The following is a 19,407-nucleotide window of genomic DNA, read 5'->3' as shown; positions in this document are numbered from 1 at the left end:
GTTAGGAGCGAGACTGGTGATCGAACAACGCAAGCGCGGCTTCGAAGGAAGCGCGCATGCCGATCAGGCGCGGCGTATCTCCCCTGCTGTGCCATAGCTCGTGCTGGTAAAGGCCATCCACCCAAACGCGGCAGATGGTCCACCCGGGCGGCCCCGCCCAGTAGTAGTCGTCCATACGGCGCCAATCTTCTGGATCGATCATGGCTACAGTCCCACGCTGCCCACGGAAATTGGGGCGATATGGTGCGGATTCTAGGCGTGTTTATACTGGATGTCCATACAGTATTATTAGCGCTATGCCTTTCAATCCCCCGCTCCGTGTAGAACAGTTGCGTGCAATCCAAGACCGCCATCGCGGCCCGGACGGTAAGATCAGCGATGTCGACGTGCTGGCGCTCCTGCAGGAGGTCAAGCGCTATCGCTCCTTCATCCTTCGCACCAAGCAGCTGTCGGGCTGTTTCAAGCGACCGTCCGGCGTGCTGGCGCCCGTATACGACGAGTGGTTGGAGATCCTGTCCGACGAACCGTGTGTCGGCGAGCAAGAGCAGATGGTTCGGGAATTACTGGAAGCGCCGGAAAAGCTGCGCAAGGGGATGGCGCCCAGGTAAAAGCACCCTTTCCCCAGTACCGGCGCACCATTGAGTCAAACGATGTTTAGCAGGCATACTGGGGGCTCGCAACTTTTGGAGGGTATGTCATGCTCGACGACATCCAGAAGCGGGGCGCAGAGGCTGCTCGCAAGGGACTGAGCCTCTTGGATTGCCCATATCTGAAGGCGTCTGCGATGCCGGCGCACACTGGAGAATCTCCAGGCGACTGGATTCAGCGCGTGACCGCCTGGTAAGAAGGCTGGAAGCGAGAGGTGGCCAACCGCGGGGCCAAACGATCTGCCAGCCCATTTGGAGTCTGCGCCCAGCAGACGCGATCCAATGTCAGGCCTGTTACCAACTAGCCGGTTCGTCAAGACCAAGCGCCCCAACCGGGGCGCTCTTGATTTGATGCTCAAAGCGGGCGTTTAGCTGCTGAACCTTGTATCGCTATCTGCTTCCGGCAAGCCAAAACGTTTAGCAGCTAAACACTTCCATGACGCAACAGTCGAATTAGGCACGTGATTTGCTGAACCTCCCCACCTGTTCAACGAAGGAGGTTTCCATGTCCGACGACTTGAATCAACGGGGTGCGCAGGACCGGTCGCGCATCAATGTGAACGAGTCCCATGAGCTACGGTATTGGACGAAGGAACTGGGCGTAACGGAAGATCAGCTTCGCGCGGCGGTGCAAGCCGTTGGCGTATCTGCGGCCGCAGTCCGGAAACATTTGACCGCGCAGCCCTAGCAACCGGCGCACGACCTTTGAAGAGGCATTCCGGTGGTGAGCAACGGTGGCAGATTTGTCATCTATCGGTCGCTTATACGGCCCGAACAGTTCGAGCTCGTCCTCGCACGGGGCGGCCTCGCGCGACGATGGAAGGTGCTAAACGGAGTTCCCACCGATACCAAAACAAGGCGCATCGCAGTCGAGCAACCGACTGTGTGCGCGCCCTACAGGCGGTTCTCCAAAGGCGCGGCGGTTTTCTCTCGTAGCCCAGCACCCGCGTACACCTGGGACGCCGGCATTTGGTACTCCGTCGGCGATTCAGAGGGATATCGTAGTGGCCACTTACGATTCTGCCTTCGCGGCCTGCTTTTGCACGGCCGGTGGGCACTAGTCCGAATGTCGGGCGAAGGCGCAGGAAGGCACCCGCCGTGGCTATTCGTCCTGACGGCTCCACCAGACGGTCATGAGTGACCCCACTATTGCCCCGCGCCCTCGTACCCCGCCCACGCGCCCGGCCGTTCGGACAAGTAGGGGCGGCGGGGGCACTTCGTCTGGCCTTCCAGGCTCTCAGGCGGAATTGCCCGAGTCCTTGAAGCCCCAGTTGGCCACCCTGGTCGATGGTGTCCCTCGCCACGGCGACGACTGGCTTTATGAGGTCAAGTTTGACGGATACCGGATGATGGCCCGAGTCGAAGGCGCGAGGGTTCAGATGTTTACCCGCAATGGGCACGACTGGAGTGACAAGCTGCCTCATCTGGTCGCGTCCATCCAGCGTCTGAACGTTGGATCAGCCTGGATCGACGGCGAGATTGTCGTCCTGGCCGACAACGGCGTGCCGAGTTTCCAGGCGCTGCAGAACGCCTTCGATGGCAAGCGCACCGCCAACATCATCTTCTATGCGTTCGACCTGCCCTATATTGCCGGGCGGGACATTCGAGGGGAGCCGCTTCGCGTACGCCGTGCGCTGCTATCACAGCTGGTCGCTGCAGGCCAGGATGACATCGTCCGCTTTAGCGAGGCCTTCCAGGCCTCTCCCGCAGACCTGGTCGCGTCCGCATGCCGTATGGGTCTGGAGGGAATCATGGCCAAGCGCCAGTCGGCGCGGTATATATCGAGCCGCACTGATGATTGGGTGAAGATCAAGTGCGCGCAGCGCCAAGAGTTTGTCATCGTGGGATACACGGCTCCCAAGGGTGGCCGAGTCGGCTTCGGCGCGCTTTTGCTGGGCGTGCATGAAGGCGCCGCGTTGCGGTACGCCGGCAGCGTAGGCACCGGCTTCGATGACCGCGGCCTGGCCGACATCCACAAGGCGCTCAGTGCTTTGAACCAGAAGGCCACTCCAATCACCGCCGGAAAGCCGAAGTCCGTGCGCGACGTACAGTGGGTGAAGCCTATCCTCGTGTGCGAGGTGTCGTTCGCGGAATGGACCGAAGGTGGCCACGTCCGCCACGCGACGTTCCGCGGCCTTCGAACGGACAAGCCGGCGCCTGCGATCACAAGGGAACGGGCCGTGCCAACCAGCGCGGTCGAACCGGAGTCGGTGCCGGCGCCGACGAAAACCGCAACGCGATCGCCTATCGCGCGAGCGAAGGCCGGAAAGCTATCCAATCCCGAGCGCGTCATTGATCCGTCGACCGGTTTGACGAAGCTCGATCTCGCCCGCTATTACGGCCTGGTTGCACCTCTCCTGGTGACGCATCTGAAGGGTCGCCCCGTGTCCTTCGTACGCGCCCCGAGTGGTATCCAGGGCCAGTTGTTCTTCCAGAAGCACCTGGATGCCGCAATGCCGGGCGTTGCTTCCTTGCCAGAGCGGCTTCACCCCGGCCACCCAGCCTTACTCGAGGTCCCTACTCCAGACGCGGTCATGTCGGCCGCGCAGATGAATGTCATCGAGTTCCATACCTGGAACGCGGTAAAGACGGCCATAGAGAAGCCCGACAGGCTGATCCTCGACCTTGATCCGGGCGAAGGAGTCAGCTGGCAGGCGGTTCAACAGGCAGCGCAGCTGGTGCGCGTGCTCCTGCAGGGCGTAGGGCTGGAGGGCTGGCTGAAGACGAGTGGGGGAAAAGGCTTGCACGTGGTCGTGCCCTTGCGCCGGCAGTACGAGTGGGACGTCGTAAAAGGCTTCTCGGCGGCCATGGTGCTTCACTTGGCACGGACCCTACCGCAGCTGTTCGTGGCCAAGAGCGGTCCCACGAACCGTGTGGGCAAGATCTTCGTGGACTACCTGCGCAACGGCTTCGGTGCGACAACCGCTGCGGCCTGGTCGGCTCGTGCGAGACCAGGGCTGGGCGTATCAGTGCCCCTGTCCTGGGACGAGTTGGGAAGCGTGACTAGCGGCGCACAGTGGACGATCTCAAACATTCACGACCGGTTGGACGTAGCGAACTCGCCTTGGAACGACTACACCCCGCAATCCATCAGCAAGGCGATGGCGGCGATCAATTACGTGCCGACCCCAGCGAAGCGCTAAGCGGCTCAATCACCCTTGCCGGGTCAGTCGAGCTGCTGTTTTGACCTTCTGTATCTCATGACTGGAAAATGGGAGCCGGTGGGTATGTGGGTGAAACTCGGGTAGCCGGTGGGCACACCCTGTGGACAAACGGTGGGCAGGCGCAGCCTGTCCACCGTTTGTCCATCAGCGGTTGTCCACGGGTTGAGCGCAGCGAGCCGAGTGGTCGCGAAGCGATCATCCACATATCCACGGGTTCAGATGATTGTCTTTTGACTTGGTGTTTAGCGGCTAAACACTTGCCCCTAGCAGTCGATGCCCGGGCTTCCCCGTCGCCAAGAGTCTTCAGGGGGTCTGCTTGTCTGGCGGCTTCGAAGATAAGCACCGGTTGATGAGGAGCTCAAAGGGCGACCTGGCGCGGCGGAACACACATCAAGGAAAATGCGATCTTTCTGAAAACGGTTCGAAGTTGGCTTGGGTTTGCCGCGTCTGGGAAATAGTATGTCGGAGTCAAAACTAAAAGGACACCCAGTGGCAACCCTCCTCCGTTTTCCTCGCTTTGTAGCCTACGTAGTCGGCGCACTTCTCGGTTACGCGGCTCATCACACCCTTCAACCTCCCGTCATGTTCTTGACATCGAGGCTTTCCCGGACGCATATCGGCCGCAGAGCTTTCATCCTGGCCGCGCGGTCGCCGATTGGCCTGCAGCATGTGTTGCTCACGATTCTGATTTCCTTCATCGCAGTCGCACTTTTTTTGCTGCCTTACCTGCTCCCTATTTGGGCACTTGTCCTGCTCCTGCTGGCGCCGCTGCCAGTGTTCGCTGTGTTCAACTACTCCGGCCGCGTACTCACCGTCACCAATCGCGGCAACGGGAACTGGCATATCCACCTGAACACCCTTCGGGCACGCAATCAGACCAGCGCGAGCCGATGGGACGGCGCCTTCGCAGATCTCGAGTCCGTAGCGTCCATGGCCCGCGCGGGCGGGCTACAAACGCTGACGTTGGACTCTACATTGTTGGCACACGCGGCGACCGCTGAACGCCTAGCGCGTAAATTGACGCGTGCATTCTCCAAGCATGGCTTGGTGAGCGAAGTGACAATTAAAGAACCTCGGGCACGGGGTGTTGTGGGCACCGGCTTCATTCATGTTTTGCTGGCACGCCAGCGACACCTCAAAGGCCATCGCTCCGTTTACCAAGCCCCGTTGAATTTGAAGTCGAGAAAGATCGTAGTCGACCTCTCGCCCGCTCCTCACTCGTCACTTGACGCCAAGCTCACGGGCTAATCGCGAGCTCCTCGGATTCCGGTCGGTGTGCCTATACTTAATTACCGCGACTATTGATCAAGAGCTGATTTACGCCGGCTTTCTCGAACACAGATGATATTCTTTGAACTCCAAGCGCGTGACATTTCCGAACTGAACGACGCCGATTTGCGCGAGCTTGTGGGACGTTTGTGCGAAGCCGAGCTACTCCAAAGCGGCATTCCCCCGTCCCGAGTTTTTTGGGGAGGGGCTCAGGAGGCTCCCGATGGAGGCCTCGACGTACAAGTCGAAGCCGCCCACGGAATCGATGATTCTGCCTATATTCCACGGCCCTCCACAGGCTTTCAAGTAAAAAAACACCCCATGAGTAAGGCGGCGTGCCGAGCCGAAATGGAGGAGAGCGGCGCACCTAAGAAGGTTCTGATGGACCTCGCCTCTAGGCGAGGTGCGTACATCATTGTCAGTGGCAAGGACGATTGTTCAGGAAAGATGCTTTCTGAGCGACTGGCGGGCATGAAAGAGGCGGTTGCTGCCCTGCCAGATGCTGACAAACTAAGAGTGGATTTTTACGGGCGAGATCGACTGCACGCGTGGCTTCGAAGACACCCAGGAGTCGCGCTTTGGGTGCGCTCCCGCCTCGGAAAGCCATTGGCAGGCTGGAGGCCTTTTGAACGATGGGCGGGCACTCCCCCAGGCTTCGACGACCAGTTCCTGGTTGACAACCACCCGTGCGTCCTTGCCCCCGACCACCGAGACATGGTCCCCGTGTTGGAGGGTCTGCATCTCGCGAGGGATAGACTTCGCGAACCTGGAAGCACCGTTCGCGTTATGGGGCTATCCGGCGTAGGTAAAACGCGTTTCGTGCAGGCCATGTTCGAGAGCGACGTGGGGCTGAATTCTTTGCCTGCAAGTGATGTCATCTACGCTGATCTTGGGAACGATCTGACTCCGACCGCCTCCGAACTCCTTGTTTATCTAATAGCCAACCGGTTCACTACGTACGTGGTATTGGATAACTGTCCGCCGGACGTGCATCGAAGCCTGCAAAGGCAAGTCGCATCCAGCGGAGCATGCTTGCGTCTGCTCACGATTGAGTATGACATTTCGGATGATAAGCCTGAGGAAACCGTCGTTATCTACCTTGAGCCGTCCAGCGAGGAAATGGTGGCTCGGCTCGTACAAAAACGCATCCCGGGCATCGGGGCAGTGAATGCTGAACGCATAGCGGAGTTCGCGGGGGGAAATGCGAGAGTAGCAATCGCTTTAGCAAGCCAGGTCGGAACAGGCGAGTCGCTGTCAAACTTTTCTGATGAAGATCTTTTTAGAAGACTATTCATGCAGCGAAAAGGAGACTCATCGAGCCTGTTGCAAAGTGCTGAAGCTCTGGCGCTCGTGTACTCCTTTAACGCCTCGCGCGCTGAGGGTGACGAGTTGGGAGGAATTTCGGCGGTCGCCGGTATAGCGCGCCAAACCTTATACAAGGATCAAGCAGAACTGCTGCGGCGCCAATTAGCCCAGTCTCGGGGCAACTGGCGCGCGATCCTCCCTCACGCGTTAGCTAACCGACTAGCCAAACGCGCGCTGGAAAATATACCACCCGAGGATATCAATGCAGAACTATTCAAGCCCGGAAACGTGCGCCTACTCCAATCGTGTGCGCATCGTCTCGGTTACTTGCATGACATAGAGGCTGCCCAGCGCCTCGCAGCCACTTGGCTCGAACCGGCCTTGCCTCTTGCAGACATTGCCACGTGCAGTGAGTCAGGCTTGGTGGTGTGGGAATTCCTTGCCCCACTTTTTCCTGAAGTGGTGCTTCGGGCTATTAAGCGGGCGGCGCACGACCGCCGGTTTGCATCGAGGCAGAATGCGCATTTCGTGCGCTTCGTTCGCCTCCTTTGCCGTCTCGCATATGAGGATGAGCACTTTGACTGCGCAGTGGGCATACTCTTATTGTTCGCCGAAGGTGAGGCCCCAGGGGAGAACAATCATAGTGTGGTCGAACAGATGCGCAGGTTGTTCTCGGTTCGTCTCTCAGGGACAGAGGCAACACCGCTTCGTCGCCAAGCCTTTATTGGCAAGCTGCTAGGCTCTGGCATCCCCAGACACATGGATATTGCGAGGGAGCTCTGCCGCTCGGCTTTCGAAACTCGCAGCTGGACGTCAGTGGGCACGTTTCACTTTGGGGCGAGGAAAAGGGGACCCGGCTGGTCGCCAGATAGTCACACCCAGCAAACTGCCTGGTACGTGGATCATATTAAGCTGCTGGAGTCTGGGTTACGCTCGGGTGTCCCGAGCACAAAAGAAGCCGTCAAGTCGATCTTGGCCGCACATTTTCGCAGCCTTTGCTGGATCCAAGAGTGTTTAGAGGTACTCGAACCGATCGTACGCGAGCATGCGGCCGGGGGCAGGTGGCCGGCGATGTGGATGAGCATCAAGAAGGCCCTCCATTTCGCGAGCGACCGTCACTCTGCCGATATGCTTGACCAAATCCGAGTTCTCGAGCGTTTGGCTGCACCCGCAGACACATACGCGGAGATCGAGGCTTACGTGCTGGTTGACGTTTGGGAGCATGCCGAACTCCGGGGCACCTTCAGTGACAGTGCGCACGACATATTCGAAAGGGCGCAGGCGCTCGGCGAATTGGTCGCAACCGAGCCTCAGCATCTCGATCGCTTGGGTACAAGACTTTGGCACTGCAACGCTCAGCCGCTGTTTCAGTTCGGCAAAGGTTTGGCAAGAGGGTCATCGAACGTTTTTGAGACGTTCTCTGCGCTTATCGGATCCTTTCAGAAACACCAAACTGAACAATCCAATCCTCAATTGCTGAGCGGTTTCATTAGCGGCGTGCATGACTCGGAAGATGCGGTCAAGATGCTCCAGAGCATAGTAGCGACCCCCGGTTTGTCGTCTTTCTCCGTTTCGATGCTTACTGCAGTTCCCATTTCTCCGCCGCTTTTCCAAACCCTCCTTACCTTGGCGAAGGAAGGAGAGATCGAGGCTTGGCGTTTTGAGCATCTAGGTCATGGTTCCGGCGACGCACTTTCCGACGCCGATATGGCGAAGCTGCTGGCAGAAATTAATGAGTTGAAGCAAGGCTATTTGTCTACCATATGGATCGTTCACATGCGGTTAAACCGCAGCCGCGGGATGCCGCTGTCGGAGGAGATTCGGCGTGTAGCCTGGTCTGCCATTTACATTCTCGTATCGCAAGAGAGGGGTGAACGTGGCCCTCGGCAACGGCATGGAATTGAACTTGTTCTCGACGCGACATTAACGCCCGACGCGCCGGAGCAGGAAGTCCGTCAGCTAATCTACGCATTCTGTGACGGAATCCGCAGCCGGAGGCTATACGCTTTCGAATCGCGAGAAATCACGTCCGCCCTAGCGGTCAAATACCCGGAGTGGCTCCTGGACGAAATGTTCAATGGTAGCGAAGGGGAACTCGATTTTGCGAGGGAACTGTTCAGTGATAGCGTGTCTATGAGCGATGAGCCGACACTGAACTGCGTCCCAGTAGAAAGAATATTGAGTTGGTGCCGTGGTGATGAAGGGCGGATTATGAAAATCGCAAATACACTCACCGCTTATGTTCCAACGAAGGCCGTCGGCCAACCTCAGGCGGTTCCCGACAGTGTGACTTTGAGCACCCACGCGAAGTCTCTTTTCGACGCTGCGCGCGACAAGCGCGCCTTCGTTGAGATCTTGTTCGATCGCGTTCACCCAGACAGCTGGTCCGGCTCTCTTGCCGACATTTTTGACGCCAGATCCCGTGCGTTCGCGGAGTTGCTTGAAGTCTCGGATACGGAGTTGCGGGCTCTCGTGGGTGAAAAATTGGCGCTTCTAAAGCTGGCGATCGTTCAACTGCGTGAGAAGGAGAACTCGATCAATAGCGAGCGCGAGCAGCGATTTGAGTGAGCAACGGCGAGGGACGGCCGCTTGTCCTCACTGCTCCGGGCTCTTCGCAGTGATGTTCGTGCCCCATGCGAAGGCTCGGCCTGTCGTCACGTCCGGAAGTGGTATGGCAGGGCACGGGGCTTTCGGTACGCACGCGCTGACGCGGGTGGCCTGTAACGCCCGCAAGGCACAATGGACTGTTCCGGTACTGACCACAGAGACGATGGGGGCTGTCCCGCAAGCATCAGAGCGAACTACTTTCCTTCGACGAACGCGACAAGGTGCGTGCCGGTGAATTGCCCGCCGCAATCAGGCTGCTTCTCGCTGTCAGATGAGAAAATGTTCCCGACTGGCGCCGGCGCGCTCGGCCGCGGCGAGCCAGCGGGGTGCGCGTCCACGGCCACTCCAAGTGTCGCCGGACTCTGGATGCCGGTACTTCGGTGCCACAACGCTACGAGAGTCCCCTTTGCCCTGGGCCGTCTTTCGCTTAAGCCGCGCGGCCTTTTTCTGTGCGTATGCGGCTTGAATATCTTCCGGTGAAATTTGGAAGTCGCGCATCTGTCGGATGATCTTCTGAAGGGCCGCTGCCCGGCCATTCAGGCGGAGACTTTCAGCTCGACGCTGGAGTGCCTGAATCTGGGCATTGATCTTGGCGAGAGCGCTTTCCATCGGTGGCTCCTCTTTCGGTGTGTTTAGCGGCTAAATAATCTGTCAGGCGTCGCAGAGCGCCGGACGCCACAGCGCGACGAGTGCCTTGAACTGTCCATGAATCTCGGCTCCCAAGATATCTGGATATGCGCACGTTTGACGGACCAGTCCAATCACGTCGAGCATGTCATCGGCTATCTCGGCATCGACGCTCCAGAAGTCAGTCAGGTCAAAACCGCCGCAGCTGGTCGCGTTCCACCACGAGAGCAGAAAGTCCGCCACGCGTTTGCTTTGGCCAGTATCGGTCTTTGCGATGTTGAGGAGGCGTGCCAGGGCATCAGTCCCCTTCTTTCGAAGTGCAGGACGGGCGCTATCCCGTCTATGCTCCTCGAGGCGATCCATGCTTCGTTGAAATTCCTGGCCGACGGCTTGGGGAAGTTCGCCTGGTGCGGATGGAGTGCTTGAATCTTTTGCAAGGAACACTTGGGTGGAGCACTGCGCGACCGCCGCACGGGCTGTCGCCTCATCGGGTGATGACTGCGGCGCCTCGTGCGGAAGTGCTTCGTGTGACTTTTGCTTCGCCCCTCCCGATTTCCGAATCGCCTTCACTGCGGACCGGGTGGGTTTCGCTTCTGACGCGTTCAGAAGATCCGCGACGGCCTTGGGATCTTCGCGATGCGCTGCGGCCAACTCGTTGGCCAGGGTAACGTCTGTGACCTTTCCCGCCGCGACGGCTTCGGCTACGGGTTCGGGCAGCGTGAGTAGGCCGGCATGATGGCTCACCCAGGCTCTGGATTTCCCAAGCTCACGTGCCAGGTCAGCCTGGCTCCAGCCTGCTGACAGCTTGCCGCCGATAAAGTCTGCAATCTCGCGAGAGGTCAAATTCTCGCGCTGCACGTTCTCGATGACCTGATCCACGTCATCAAAATCAGGATCCTCAAAGCCCGGCACTGACGTCAGGCCTGCGACCTTCGCGCCGCGAAAGCGCCGGTGTCCGTGATTGATAACGAAGTCTCCAGGGATGGTCGGGTGCGGCCGCAGCGACAAAGGAGATTTGATGCCGCGCTTGCCCTGGCGCTCACGGCGTTTGAACGATTCCGCAAGTTCGCCGATGCTTTCTGCGCTGTATCCCGGATTCTCTTCGCTACGCGAGTTCCGCTCGTCCTCATGGATGCGGCTTATGTCGTACATGCCGGGTTCTCGCGCCTGGAGCGGTGCTCCGTCCAGCATCGCGGCCAGATCGCCCAAGCCGGCCAAGTCCAGGCCGCCGGCATCACCTTGTTTAGCGGCTAAACTCATTTCGCCACTCCCATGGTCTGCAAGACGTGATTGCCGAGGGCGCGCATCTCAGCGCCTGCCGCGCGCGCAGTCGTCTTTCTGCTTTTCCAGACGGGTTCTCCTGCCGCCAATGCCTCTGCAACGCTGGTACGCAGGCACACCACAACGGGTGCCAGAAGTTTGCCGTGTGCGGCTTGTACCTCGGCAAGATGTTTGACCTGGCGCGGATTTCTGCGGTCCACGCGGTTCGGCACGATGCCCAAGAAGTGCAGCTTCGGGTTGTGCTGCTTAGCACCTACGATCACACGCATCATGTCCTTGATGCCTTCGATGCTGTAGTCCTCCATCTCGACCGGGCTGATCACCGCGTCCGCCGTGCGCAGCGCAGTAATGGTGGCAATCCCAATGCTGGCGGGTGTATCGATCACGCAGAGGTCGAACCCTTGCTTTTCGAACTCGCGCAGATTTACCGGGAAATTACGAAGGGCCCGTTCTACTGGCATGTAGATGACGTTGGCCAGAAGCCGGTCTGCGTGCAGCAGGGAAATCGGGCCGGTGTCCTCGGGTATGGCGGGTGCCTCGTCGAGAAACAGTGCGCTCGCCGGCACCTCGAGACGGTGCTGCCGCATAGTTTTGGATAGATTTCCAGTATCCAGATCCACGACGAGCGTCTTGAGACCTCGTTCGGCGGCATGAAATGCAATGTGGACGGCGTCAGCGGTCTTGCCGACGCCACCCTTGTTCTGGGCAACAACAGCGATCTTCATCGTCATTCGATTTCCTCGTGAAAGGTGTCCGCGCTCGATTAGCCCGTAAACGGCGGGTTCGAGCTTGTGTCTTCTCCGCTCGCATTTGAGAGCGGTCTTGGGAGGTCCGGCCATACGTCCCAGAAGTCGGTAGGTCGAAGTTCTTGGCGCGAAATTGCAAGGTGAGCCATGATCCGTACACAGTGGTGTGCTCCAAGCGGAGCTTTGCTTCTCAACATCTTGTTGACGGCCGGCTGGGTCACACCCAGGATGCGAGCGAGCGCCTCTTGGGTACCAGCTAAGGCGATAGCGCGTTTGAGTGCGGGATAGGACGGGCCGTACTGGCCAGAGTCGTCTAGATTCATCATTTTGCAATTTTATAACTTGGGTTATTTCACGGTCAATTGATTTTATTCCTTTGGTTTTTGACCGTACACAACTACACGAATACGCTTCGCGGATGGATCTCAAGGCGATCGGATTTCGGGTCAAGCAGCGGCGCAAGGAGCTCGTTCTGACTCAGGAGGAGCTGGCGGCTCGCACTAGCGTCTCCCAAGCAGCGATCGCTAAGATCGAGCGCGGCGGAGCCACGCGGCACACCGCCGAGTTGGCGCGCGCGCTCGGCGTCAGCACTAGTTGGCTCGTGTACGGGGTGGAAGACTCTTCGACGTCCCGGGATGGATACTGGCCGTTCAAGGTGGCTCGGCTCCAAGACTTCGAGCGCCTATCGCCGTCTAAACAGAATGAACTCGACATGCGCTTGGCAGACTTCATCGCTGGTGCCTCCGAGACCAAAAGAACTGCGTGAGCCCCCGCCAAAAATCCGTCCAAAGTTTCCGCGCGGTCTGCCCACAAATCATCATCCCCGTCTCTCTCCACCTAGGGGATTTGTCGCTTCATCACTTCCGTTGTATTTTCCGGCCCGCAAGGTAACCGAACGCGACTGAAGCAACACAACATGACTTTTTTATAACTTAAGTATTGCTTCGAATTATGACTTCAGTTATATTTTCAGTACTGGTGAGAAATCATTAGTCTTGCTCTTTCACAATACGAAATATTAGTACCGTCCTGCGTCCGCTGCGAAGCGACGCCAAGGGGAGCAGCCGCGATCAATCGCAGGCCCTGGGGACAAAAACAAGCGGCAAAAATCTATTGGTCACGTAGAGGCCCGTGAAGCCCGACTCGGTGAAGCCACCAAGTTGAAAAAATCTGTTCAGGCGCAGACCCTGGAAGACCACCTAGATCTCGAGTGAGCATGGAAAGAATCAGAGATTCCACCCCTTACCCAGCCCTTCAGATCCTAGAAGGGCGCGAGCGCCCAAAGCAGCATCTATCTGCCCCCCGTGGCGAGTAACGGGTTGGGCGAACATCAGGTCAGGAAAACAACTGGCCTGCGCCGTGCAAGTCGGCAGGAGTCCGCCAGCGTCGTGGTATCTCGCTGGCGGCATCCGAATCGGCGTTCAGCATTCCAAGCCGTGTTTAGCAGCTAAACACGGCCTGGCCGAGCGCTCCGATCCGGATGTGGCCACACAAGAAAATTAGGCGAGCTTGGCTCAACCTGTTTAGCAGCTAAACATCCTGCGTTCAGGTCCAGAAGCGAGTCGCACTGGCATGCCGTAGAGACCCCCGCTCAGCTATCAGCGACGCTCTCGCATCTTCTGATTCCCACCGTACACGCCATCCCGCACATGGAATTTCATGATGAAGCAATTTATCGTTTGGACGCTTGCCGCCTTGATATTCGTGGCGGCCTATGCGGTCTACCTCGTCTACTCCGATGCGAAAGCCGACTGCGCAAAGCAGCAAGTCGTGAGCACAACGCTGTGCGCCACCGTCGGGAGCTAAACGATGGACCGCAAGCTGTACCCGGTAGAAGTAACTCTCGGCTCAAATAAACGCCCCTACTCGCCTGAATTCCAAACGCAGGACGAGTTCAAGGATGGCTGGAAGCGAGTGCTGCTAATGGCTCACGGAAAGGCGGATGTGCGATGCACGTGTCCTGGCGATGGGGAGAAGCGATTGTCGATCCACAGTCGCGCGAACTCCGACAGATTCCACCTCGCCCGGTTTCCTGAAACCGGGGCGGAGCACAGCGAAGACTGCGTTTACTACGGGGTCGATCCCAACATGTCTGGCCTCGGCTCCTATCGCCGTGGCGTGGTGCAGGAGCTTGATGACGGCGCAGTGAAGATCAAGCTCAAGGTTGGGCTGCAGCAGCGCGCGGCTGTGGCGCCCCAAGACAGTGAGAACAGCGGACCGGCTGAAACCAAGGCCGGCACGCCCCGACCTCGCTCCGGTCAGGCCAGCATGACGTTGCTTGGCCTTCTTCATTTTCTCTGGACACAAGCAGGCCTGCACACTTGGGCGCCTAGCATGGAGGGTAAGCGCAACCTGGGCGTCGTACATCACCATCTCATGCGCGTTGCAATGTCGACCTATGCAGGCCGCGTTCGCTTTTCGCAGAACTTGGTCATTGCCACACCGTCAGCCTCTGGGCAGCAGGCTGGACAGAACAAGGCAAAGAGCCTGGACGCCATTACCCAGCGGCGGCGACTGGTGGTGGTTGCTCCCCTTGCCCAACACCAGGAAGGGATGGACGGCAGCAGCATACTGCCCATCGCCGGCTTTCACGGTATACCGCACCTTGCCGTGGACGATGCAATCTGGGCCTCCATAGAACGCCGGTTTGCCCGCGAAATCGACGCCTGGCGAGCCGGCAATCCGATCATCGCCGTGGCCCAGACGGATCCACCCAGATCTTCCGGCGGCAGCATGCGCGCTCAGGTCGTCGACGTTTCGCTCATGCAGATTACGCGTGACTGGATTCCCGTCGACTCCGGATACGAAGCGCTCATCGCCGAGAAGCTCGTCGCCGAGAAGCGCCGGTTCGAAAAGCCCCTGCGCTTCGACGCCGGAGAGGATGCGGTATTCCCCGACTTCTGGCTCCGCGACCTGGCCGTTCCCGCCCCTCTTGAGGTATGGGGATTAAGCACGTCGGACTATCAGACTCGCAAGAAGGACAAGGCAGCCCACTATGACGAGACCTACGGAGCCGGCGGTTGGTGGTCGTGGAATGCGGCTATCGGAGACCCGGTTCCCGATTTGCCTCAACCTGGCCAATAGAAGCGCCACGCCCCTCTCGCGACTTTCTCCAGCGAACTTCACATAAACGTATTGGACAAAGTGGCGTAGGCATTGAATGCTCGCATCGCCACTAAGCACTCAAGGATCTTTGGATGAGCAGCTTACAGAACGACAAACCCCTCCCCAATGCAGCAGTTGGCGCTAGCAGTGACAGGCTCTACCGACTGACAGATGTCGAAAGAGTTGTGTCGCTCAAGAAAAGCAAAATCTATGCGCTCATCAAGAATCAACAGTTCCCGCGCCAGAGGAAGATTGACGGCGCGTCGCGATGGGTCGCCTCTGAGATCGACCAATGGGTCGCGCAACGCTAGCCAGCGCTCGGCGGCTAAAGACGCGCGAGAAACTGCTGAACCGGCATGGCCCTCTTGGTGTACCCACTGGTGTACCCATGAAGCCCGAAAATTGAACAAGGGCTTACGCGTTGTACACGTAAGCCCTTGATTTTATTGGTCGGGGCGGTGGGATTCGAACTCACGACCCTCTGCTCCCAAAGCAGATGCGCTACCAGGCTGCGCTACGCCCCGAAGGGTGGCAACTATACCAGAAAGCGATCATTCGCGGCCGAGGTTCAGCCATTCGGCGACGTAACAAAATACCTGCCCTGCGTCCCATGAAATGAAAAACGGCGCGCCACTATGGCGCGCCGTTTCCGGTACCGCATAACGAATCGCGATCAGCCAAAACGGCCCGTGATGTAGTCCTCTGTTTCCTTGCGCGAAGGCTTAACAAAAATCTGGTCGGTCTGACCAAACTCCATCAGCTCGCCCAGATACATATACGCCGTGTAATCCGAGCAACGCGCAGCCTGCTGCATGTTGTGCGTCACGATCACGACGGTGTAGTCGTTCTTCAGTTCGGCGATCAGCTCTTCGATCTTGGCGGTGGAGATGGGATCCAGGGCCGAGCACGGCTCGTCAAGCAGCAGCACTTCGGGCTTGATCGCCACGCCGCGCGCGATGCACAGGCGCTGTTGCTGGCCGCCGGACAGGCTGTTGCCGCTCTGGTGCAGCTTGTCCTTCACTTCGTTCCACAGCGCGGCCTTGCTCAGCGCCCATTCCACGCGCTCGTCCATTTCGCCCTTGGACAGGCGTTCGAACAGACGCACGCCGAAGGCGATGTTGTCGTAGATGCTCATGGGGAACGGCGTGGGCTTCTGGAAGACCATGCCGATCTTGGCGCGGATCAGCGAGATGTCGGTCTTGGCCGTGAGCAGGTTGTCGCCGTCCAGCAGGATTTCGCCCTCGGCGCGCTGGCCGGGGTACAGCTCGAACATGCGGTTGAACGTGCGCAGCAGCGTGGACTTGCCGCAGCCCGACGGGCCGATGAAGGCGGTGACCTTCTTCTCCTGGATCGACATGTTCACGTTGCGAATCGCGTGGAACTTGCCGTAGTAGAAGTTCAGGTTCTTGACCTCGAGCTTGTTCTTGACTGCGGTAGCGGTGTTTTCCATTGGGTTTCCCTTGGATGTCGGCGCGTCCAGCGCGCCGGCAAAGCGATCTTTACTTGCGGAACAGGTTGCGGGCGATGATGTTGATGCCCAACACCAGCAGCGTGATCAGCGTGGCGCCGGCCCAGGCCAGGTTGTTCCAGTCCTTGAAGGGGCTGGCGGCGTATTGGTAGATGACGACCGGCAGGTTGGCCATCGGGCCGTTCATGTTCAGCGACATGAACTGATTCGACAGCGCGGTGAACAGCAGCGGCGCGGTTTCGCCGGAGATGCGGGCGATGGCGAGCAGCACGCCGGTGATGATGCCGGACTTGGCGGCGCGATAGCAGACCAGCGTGATCATGCGCCACTTCGGGCAGCCCAGCGCGGCGGTCGCCTCGCGCAGGCTGTTGGGCACCAGCAGCAGCATGTTGTCGGTGGTGCGGACCACGACCGGGATCACCAGGATGGACAGCGCAATGGCGCCGGCCCAACCCGAGTAATGCCCGACCTGCGCCACATACACGGCATAGATGAACAGGCCGATGATGATGGACGGGGCCGACAGCAGCACGTCGTTCAGGAAGCGCGTGGCCGGGGCCAGCCAACCGCGCTGGCCGTATTCAGCCAGGTAGGTGCCGGCCAGGATGCCGACCGGCGTGCCGATCAGCGTGCCGACGCCCGCCATCATCACGCTGCCCAGAATGGCGTTGAGCAAGCCGCCCGCCTGGCCCGGCGGCGGCGTGATTTCGGTGAAGAGCGTGAATGACAGCGCAGGCGCGCCCTTCATCAGCAGCGTGAGAATGATCCAGAACAGCCAGAACAGGCCGAAGACCAGCGTCGTCATCGACACGGCGAGCATGATGCGATTGACCACGCGGCGCCGGCGATAGATGCCGTTCTGCATGTTGAGTACGGATTCAGCCATGATTTTTTCCTTGTGCTCCGGGCGTCAGGTCTTCTTGCCTTCGCCGGCAGACAGGCGGACCAGCAGCGTCTTGGCCAGGGCCAGCACGATGGTCGTGATCAGGAACAGGATCAGGCCCAGTTCCAGCAACGCCGCCTTCTGGATGCCGCCCGCCTCGTTGAATTCGTTGGCGAGCGCCGAGGCGATGGAGTTGCCTGGCGAGAACAGGGAACCGGACCACTTGAAGGCGTTGCCGATGACGAAGGTCACGGCCATGGTCTCGCCCAGGGCACGGCCCAGGCCGAGCATGATGCCGCCGATGACGCCCGACTTGGTGAAGGGCAGCACCACGCGCCACATCACTTCCCAGGTCGTGCTGCCCAGGCCGTAGGCCGATTCCTTGAGCATCGCGGGGACCAGTTCGAACACGTCGCGCATCACCGCGGCGATGAACGGGATGATCATGATCGAGAGGATCAGGCCGGCGGTGAAGATGCCGATACCGAACGGTGGGCCCGCAAACAGACCGCCGATGATGGGAAGATTGCCCAACGTCGCGATCAGGAACGGCTGCACGTACTGCTGGAACACGGGCACGAAGACGAACAGGCCCCACATGCCGTAAATGATGGACGGGATGGCCGCCAGCATTTCGATGGCAGTGCCCAGCGGGCGGCGCAGCCAGGTCGGGGAGAGTTCGGTCAGGAAGATGGCGATGCCGAAGGACACCGGCACGGCGATGATCAGCGCGATCGCGGACGTCAGCAACGTGCCGATGATCGGCACGACGGCGCCGTAATTGGAGTTGACCGGGTCCCAGTCATTGAGCCACAGGAACGACAGGCCATATTTGGCCAGCGATTCGCGGCTGCCGTAGATGAGGGAGATGAGAATCGCCGCCAGAAGAATGAACACCAGGAAGGCGAACAGGCGGGTCAGATTCTTGAACAGCGCATCCATCAGCGCGTTTTTTGTTTGCTTCATAGGCGAAGGCGTGCCGGTAGTCACGGAATCCGCCACGCTGGGCGGAAGCGGCACACTATTATCCATTACCGCGCTCATGGATGGACTTTCCTTAGGAAACCTGGGGGAACAGCAGAGAGATCGATTTACAAGCGGCGGCCCCGCCCGCCATCAGGCGTCGGGGCCGCTCGGTACTGATTTACTTCCAGACAGCCTGGCCGTCAGCGGACTTCACTTCGCCCCAGGCGGCGCGGATTTCCTTGGTCACGGCTTCCGGCAGCGGCACGTAGTCCATGGCTTCAGCCGACTTGGCGCCGTTCTTGAAGGCCCAGTCGAAGAAGTCCAGCACAGCCTTGCCCTGAACCGGCTTGTCTTGCGACTTGTGGATCAGGATGAAGGTGGCGGCGGTGACGGGCCACGAATCGGCGCCCGGCTCGTCGGTCAGGACCACGCCCATGCCCGGCGCGCTCTTCCAGTCGGCGTTGGCGGCCGCGGCAGCGAAAGCCTTTTGCTCGGGCTGGACGAACTTGCCGTCCTTGTTCTGCAGTTGCGTCCAGGCCAGCTTGTTCTGCTTGGCGTAGGCGTATTCGACGTAGCCGATCGAGTTCTTCAGCTGGCCGACGTAGGCGGCGACGCCTTCGTTGCCCTTGCCGCCCTGACCGGTGGGCCACTTGACGGCCTTGCCTTCACCGACTTGCGACTTCCACTCCGGCGACACCTTGGACAGGTAGTTCGTCCAGCCGAAGGTGGTGCCCGAGCCGTCCGAACGGTGCACGACGATGATGTCGGCCGAGGGCAGCTTGACGTCGGGATTCAGCGCCTTCAGCGCAGCGTCGTCCCACTTCTTGATCTTGCCCAGGAAGATGTCGGCCAGGACCTTGCCCGACAGCTTCAGCTTGCCCGGCTCGACGCCGTCGACGTTCACGACGGCCACGGTGCCGCCGATCACAGCGGGGAACTGCAGCAGGCCATGCTTTTCCAGGTCGGCAGCCTTCATCGGGTCATCCGAAGCGCCAAAGTCGACCGTCTTTGCAATGATCTGCTGTTGACCGCCGCCCGAACCGATGGACTGGTAGTTGACCGCGTTGTTGGTCGCAGCCTTGTAGTCGGACGCCCACTTGGCGTAGATCGGGTACGGGAACGATGCGCCGGCGCCGGTGACGTTGGCGGCCTGGACGGCAAAAACGGCGGCGCTCAGCGCGACGCCCACGGAAACTTGCTTGAAGACACGTTTGAACATCTGGGTTCCTTCTGTGCTCGTTAAAGGAGTCTTGGCAGGCTTTTTAGCTGCCTGTCTTTCAGCGACCTTCGCATCTTAGGTACCCAACGTGACAAGACCATGACAGTCATGATCCCCCCC

The 19,407-nt window shown here is 59.4% G+C and carries 20 protein-coding genes and 1 tRNA gene; 11 read left to right on the top strand and 10 right to left on the bottom strand.

What is annotated here, in order from left to right:
* Nucleotide 1: 1 nt before the first annotated feature.
* Entirely contained in the window at nucleotides 2-202 is a 201-nt protein-coding gene (locus B3098_RS17975; RefSeq protein WP_152385266.1) for a hypothetical protein, read from the bottom strand.
* Nucleotides 203-329: 127 nt separating this feature from the next.
* Between B3098_RS17975 and B3098_RS17970 the strand changes: the two genes are divergently transcribed.
* From B3098_RS17970 to B3098_RS17945, 7 genes are all read left to right on the top strand, one after another.
* Nucleotides 330-608, top strand: a complete 279-nt coding sequence (locus B3098_RS17970; protein ID WP_371825606.1) for a hypothetical protein — start codon at nucleotides 330-332, stop codon at nucleotides 606-608.
* 89 nt (nucleotides 609-697) lie between these two features.
* Complete coding sequence (locus B3098_RS17965; RefSeq protein ID WP_180098133.1) at nucleotides 698-844, top strand: CrpP-related protein; 147 nt, start codon at nucleotides 698-700, stop codon at nucleotides 842-844.
* Between the two features lie 308 nt (nucleotides 845-1,152).
* Nucleotides 1,153-1,335: a DUF3606 domain-containing protein gene (locus B3098_RS17960; protein WP_152385268.1), complete on the top strand. Its 183-nt coding sequence runs from the start codon at nucleotides 1,153-1,155 to the stop codon at nucleotides 1,333-1,335.
* Between the two features lie 33 nt (nucleotides 1,336-1,368).
* Nucleotides 1,369-1,788 (top strand): DNA polymerase ligase N-terminal domain-containing protein, encoded by a 420-nt coding sequence (locus B3098_RS29065; protein ID WP_312537785.1) that lies wholly within the window; start codon nucleotides 1,369-1,371, stop codon nucleotides 1,786-1,788.
* Between the two features lie 130 nt (nucleotides 1,789-1,918).
* Nucleotides 1,919-3,790 carry a DNA ligase D gene (gene ligD / locus B3098_RS17955; protein WP_313372282.1) on the top strand — a complete coding sequence of 624 codons (1,872 nt, stop codon included), beginning with the start codon at nucleotides 1,919-1,921 and terminating at the stop codon, nucleotides 3,788-3,790.
* 510 nt (nucleotides 3,791-4,300) lie between these two features.
* On the top strand, nucleotides 4,301-5,059 hold the full coding sequence (locus B3098_RS17950; protein ID WP_152385270.1) for a hypothetical protein: 759 nt from the start codon (nucleotides 4,301-4,303) through the stop codon (nucleotides 5,057-5,059).
* Nucleotides 5,060-5,152: 93 nt separating this feature from the next.
* Nucleotides 5,153-8,953: a hypothetical protein gene (locus B3098_RS17945; RefSeq protein ID WP_152385271.1), complete on the top strand. Its 3,801-nt coding sequence runs from the start codon at nucleotides 5,153-5,155 to the stop codon at nucleotides 8,951-8,953.
* Nucleotides 8,954-9,259: 306 nt separating this feature from the next.
* Here the strand turns inward: B3098_RS17945 and B3098_RS17940 are convergent, their stop codons facing one another.
* Genes B3098_RS17940 through B3098_RS29180 form a run of 4 tightly spaced genes read right to left on the bottom strand, consistent with a single transcriptional unit; the run spans nucleotide 9,260 to nucleotide 11,969 of the window.
* Nucleotides 9,260-9,601 (bottom strand): H-NS family nucleoid-associated regulatory protein, encoded by a 342-nt coding sequence (locus B3098_RS17940; protein WP_152385272.1) that lies wholly within the window; start codon nucleotides 9,599-9,601, stop codon nucleotides 9,260-9,262.
* A gap of 42 nt (nucleotides 9,602-9,643) precedes the next feature.
* Entirely contained in the window at nucleotides 9,644-10,879 is a 1,236-nt protein-coding gene (locus tag B3098_RS29060; RefSeq protein ID WP_152385273.1) for a DUF7673 family protein, read from the bottom strand.
* Nucleotides 10,876-11,631: a ParA family protein gene (locus B3098_RS17925; RefSeq protein WP_227741283.1), complete on the bottom strand. Its 756-nt coding sequence runs from the start codon at nucleotides 11,629-11,631 to the stop codon at nucleotides 10,876-10,878. Before B3098_RS17925 ends, B3098_RS29060 begins: the two co-directional genes overlap by 4 nt.
* A gap of 32 nt (nucleotides 11,632-11,663) precedes the next feature.
* Nucleotides 11,664-11,969, bottom strand: coding sequence for a transcriptional regulator (locus tag B3098_RS29180; RefSeq protein ID WP_227741393.1), 306 nt, complete (start codon nucleotides 11,967-11,969; stop codon nucleotides 11,664-11,666).
* 95 nt (nucleotides 11,970-12,064) lie between these two features.
* Here B3098_RS29180 and B3098_RS17920 point away from each other — a divergent pair, with 95 nt between their 5' ends.
* From B3098_RS17920 to B3098_RS17905, 4 genes are all read left to right on the top strand, one after another.
* Nucleotides 12,065-12,412 carry a helix-turn-helix domain-containing protein gene (locus B3098_RS17920; RefSeq protein WP_152385275.1) on the top strand — a complete coding sequence of 116 codons (348 nt, stop codon included), beginning with the start codon at nucleotides 12,065-12,067 and terminating at the stop codon, nucleotides 12,410-12,412.
* Between the two features lie 893 nt (nucleotides 12,413-13,305).
* Nucleotides 13,306-13,452: a hypothetical protein gene (locus tag B3098_RS17915; protein WP_180098131.1), complete on the top strand. Its 147-nt coding sequence runs from the start codon at nucleotides 13,306-13,308 to the stop codon at nucleotides 13,450-13,452.
* Between the two features lie 3 nt (nucleotides 13,453-13,455).
* A complete protein-coding gene (locus B3098_RS17910) occupies nucleotides 13,456-14,730 on the top strand; it encodes a DUF1173 family protein (protein WP_152385276.1) in 1,275 nt (424 codons plus the stop codon).
* A gap of 113 nt (nucleotides 14,731-14,843) precedes the next feature.
* Nucleotides 14,844-15,062, top strand: coding sequence for a helix-turn-helix transcriptional regulator (locus B3098_RS17905; protein WP_152385277.1), 219 nt, complete (start codon nucleotides 14,844-14,846; stop codon nucleotides 15,060-15,062).
* A 136-nt stretch (nucleotides 15,063-15,198) separates the two neighbouring features.
* On the opposite strand, the gene B3098_RS17900 is transcribed toward B3098_RS17905, so the two are convergent.
* The 5 genes from B3098_RS17900 to pstS form a co-directional block, all read right to left on the bottom strand.
* Nucleotides 15,199-15,275: transfer RNA gene (locus tag B3098_RS17900), tRNA-Pro, on the bottom strand.
* Between the two features lie 149 nt (nucleotides 15,276-15,424).
* Nucleotides 15,425-16,201 carry a phosphate ABC transporter ATP-binding protein PstB gene (gene pstB / locus B3098_RS17895; RefSeq protein WP_175126057.1) on the bottom strand — a complete coding sequence of 259 codons (777 nt, stop codon included), beginning with the start codon at nucleotides 16,199-16,201 and terminating at the stop codon, nucleotides 15,425-15,427.
* A gap of 49 nt (nucleotides 16,202-16,250) precedes the next feature.
* Nucleotides 16,251-17,105 carry a phosphate ABC transporter permease PstA gene (gene pstA, locus B3098_RS17890; RefSeq protein WP_279972436.1) on the bottom strand — a complete coding sequence of 285 codons (855 nt, stop codon included), beginning with the start codon at nucleotides 17,103-17,105 and terminating at the stop codon, nucleotides 16,251-16,253.
* A 24-nt stretch (nucleotides 17,106-17,129) separates the two neighbouring features.
* On the bottom strand, nucleotides 17,130-18,146 hold the full coding sequence (gene pstC, locus B3098_RS17885; protein WP_175126056.1) for a phosphate ABC transporter permease subunit PstC: 1,017 nt from the start codon (nucleotides 18,144-18,146) through the stop codon (nucleotides 17,130-17,132).
* A 100-nt stretch (nucleotides 18,147-18,246) separates the two neighbouring features.
* Nucleotides 18,247-19,287 (bottom strand): phosphate ABC transporter substrate-binding protein PstS, encoded by a 1,041-nt coding sequence (gene pstS / locus B3098_RS17880; RefSeq protein WP_175138263.1) that lies wholly within the window; start codon nucleotides 19,285-19,287, stop codon nucleotides 18,247-18,249.
* Between the last annotated feature and the right edge of the window lie 120 nt (nucleotides 19,288-19,407).

It is taken from the genome of Achromobacter sp. UBA2119 (genome assembly GCF_002331005.1).
Classification (GTDB): domain Bacteria; phylum Pseudomonadota; class Gammaproteobacteria; order Burkholderiales; family Burkholderiaceae_B; genus Achromobacter; species Achromobacter animicus.
Note: the sequence above shows the minus strand (reverse complement) of the source record. Positions and strands in the feature narration are given on the sequence as shown.

Bases quoted from the DNA above. Each gene is read 5' to 3' on its own strand.
- B3098_RS17975 (WP_152385266.1), bottom strand. From the start codon at position 202: ATGATCGATCCAGAAGATTGGCGCCGTATGGACGACTACTACTGGGCG.
- B3098_RS17965 (WP_180098133.1), top strand. From the start codon at position 698: ATGCTCGACGACATCCAGAAGCGGGGCGCAGAGGCTGCTCGCAAGGGA.
- B3098_RS17960 (WP_152385268.1), top strand. From the start codon at position 1,153: ATGTCCGACGACTTGAATCAACGGGGTGCGCAGGACCGGTCGCGCATC.
- B3098_RS17945 (WP_152385271.1), top strand. From the start codon at position 5,153: ATGATATTCTTTGAACTCCAAGCGCGTGACATTTCCGAACTGAACGAC.
- B3098_RS17940 (WP_152385272.1), bottom strand. From the start codon at position 9,601: ATGGAAAGCGCTCTCGCCAAGATCAATGCCCAGATTCAGGCACTCCAG.
- B3098_RS29060 (WP_152385273.1), bottom strand. From the start codon at position 10,879: ATGAGTTTAGCCGCTAAACAAGGTGATGCCGGCGGCCTGGACTTGGCC.
- B3098_RS17925 (WP_227741283.1), bottom strand. From the start codon at position 11,631: ATGACGATGAAGATCGCTGTTGTTGCCCAGAACAAGGGTGGCGTCGGC.
- B3098_RS29180 (WP_227741393.1), bottom strand. From the start codon at position 11,969: ATGAATCTAGACGACTCTGGCCAGTACGGCCCGTCCTATCCCGCACTC.
- B3098_RS17920 (WP_152385275.1), top strand. From the start codon at position 12,065: ATGGATCTCAAGGCGATCGGATTTCGGGTCAAGCAGCGGCGCAAGGAG.
- B3098_RS17915 (WP_180098131.1), top strand. From the start codon at position 13,306: ATGATGAAGCAATTTATCGTTTGGACGCTTGCCGCCTTGATATTCGTG.
- B3098_RS17910 (WP_152385276.1), top strand. From the start codon at position 13,456: ATGGACCGCAAGCTGTACCCGGTAGAAGTAACTCTCGGCTCAAATAAA.
- B3098_RS17905 (WP_152385277.1), top strand. From the start codon at position 14,844: ATGAGCAGCTTACAGAACGACAAACCCCTCCCCAATGCAGCAGTTGGC.
- pstB (WP_175126057.1), bottom strand. From the start codon at position 16,201: ATGGAAAACACCGCTACCGCAGTCAAGAACAAGCTCGAGGTCAAGAAC.
- pstA (WP_279972436.1), bottom strand. From the start codon at position 17,105: ATGGCTGAATCCGTACTCAACATGCAGAACGGCATCTATCGCCGGCGC.
- pstC (WP_175126056.1), bottom strand. From the start codon at position 18,146: ATGAGCGCGGTAATGGATAATAGTGTGCCGCTTCCGCCCAGCGTGGCG.
- pstS (WP_175138263.1), bottom strand. From the start codon at position 19,287: ATGTTCAAACGTGTCTTCAAGCAAGTTTCCGTGGGCGTCGCGCTGAGC.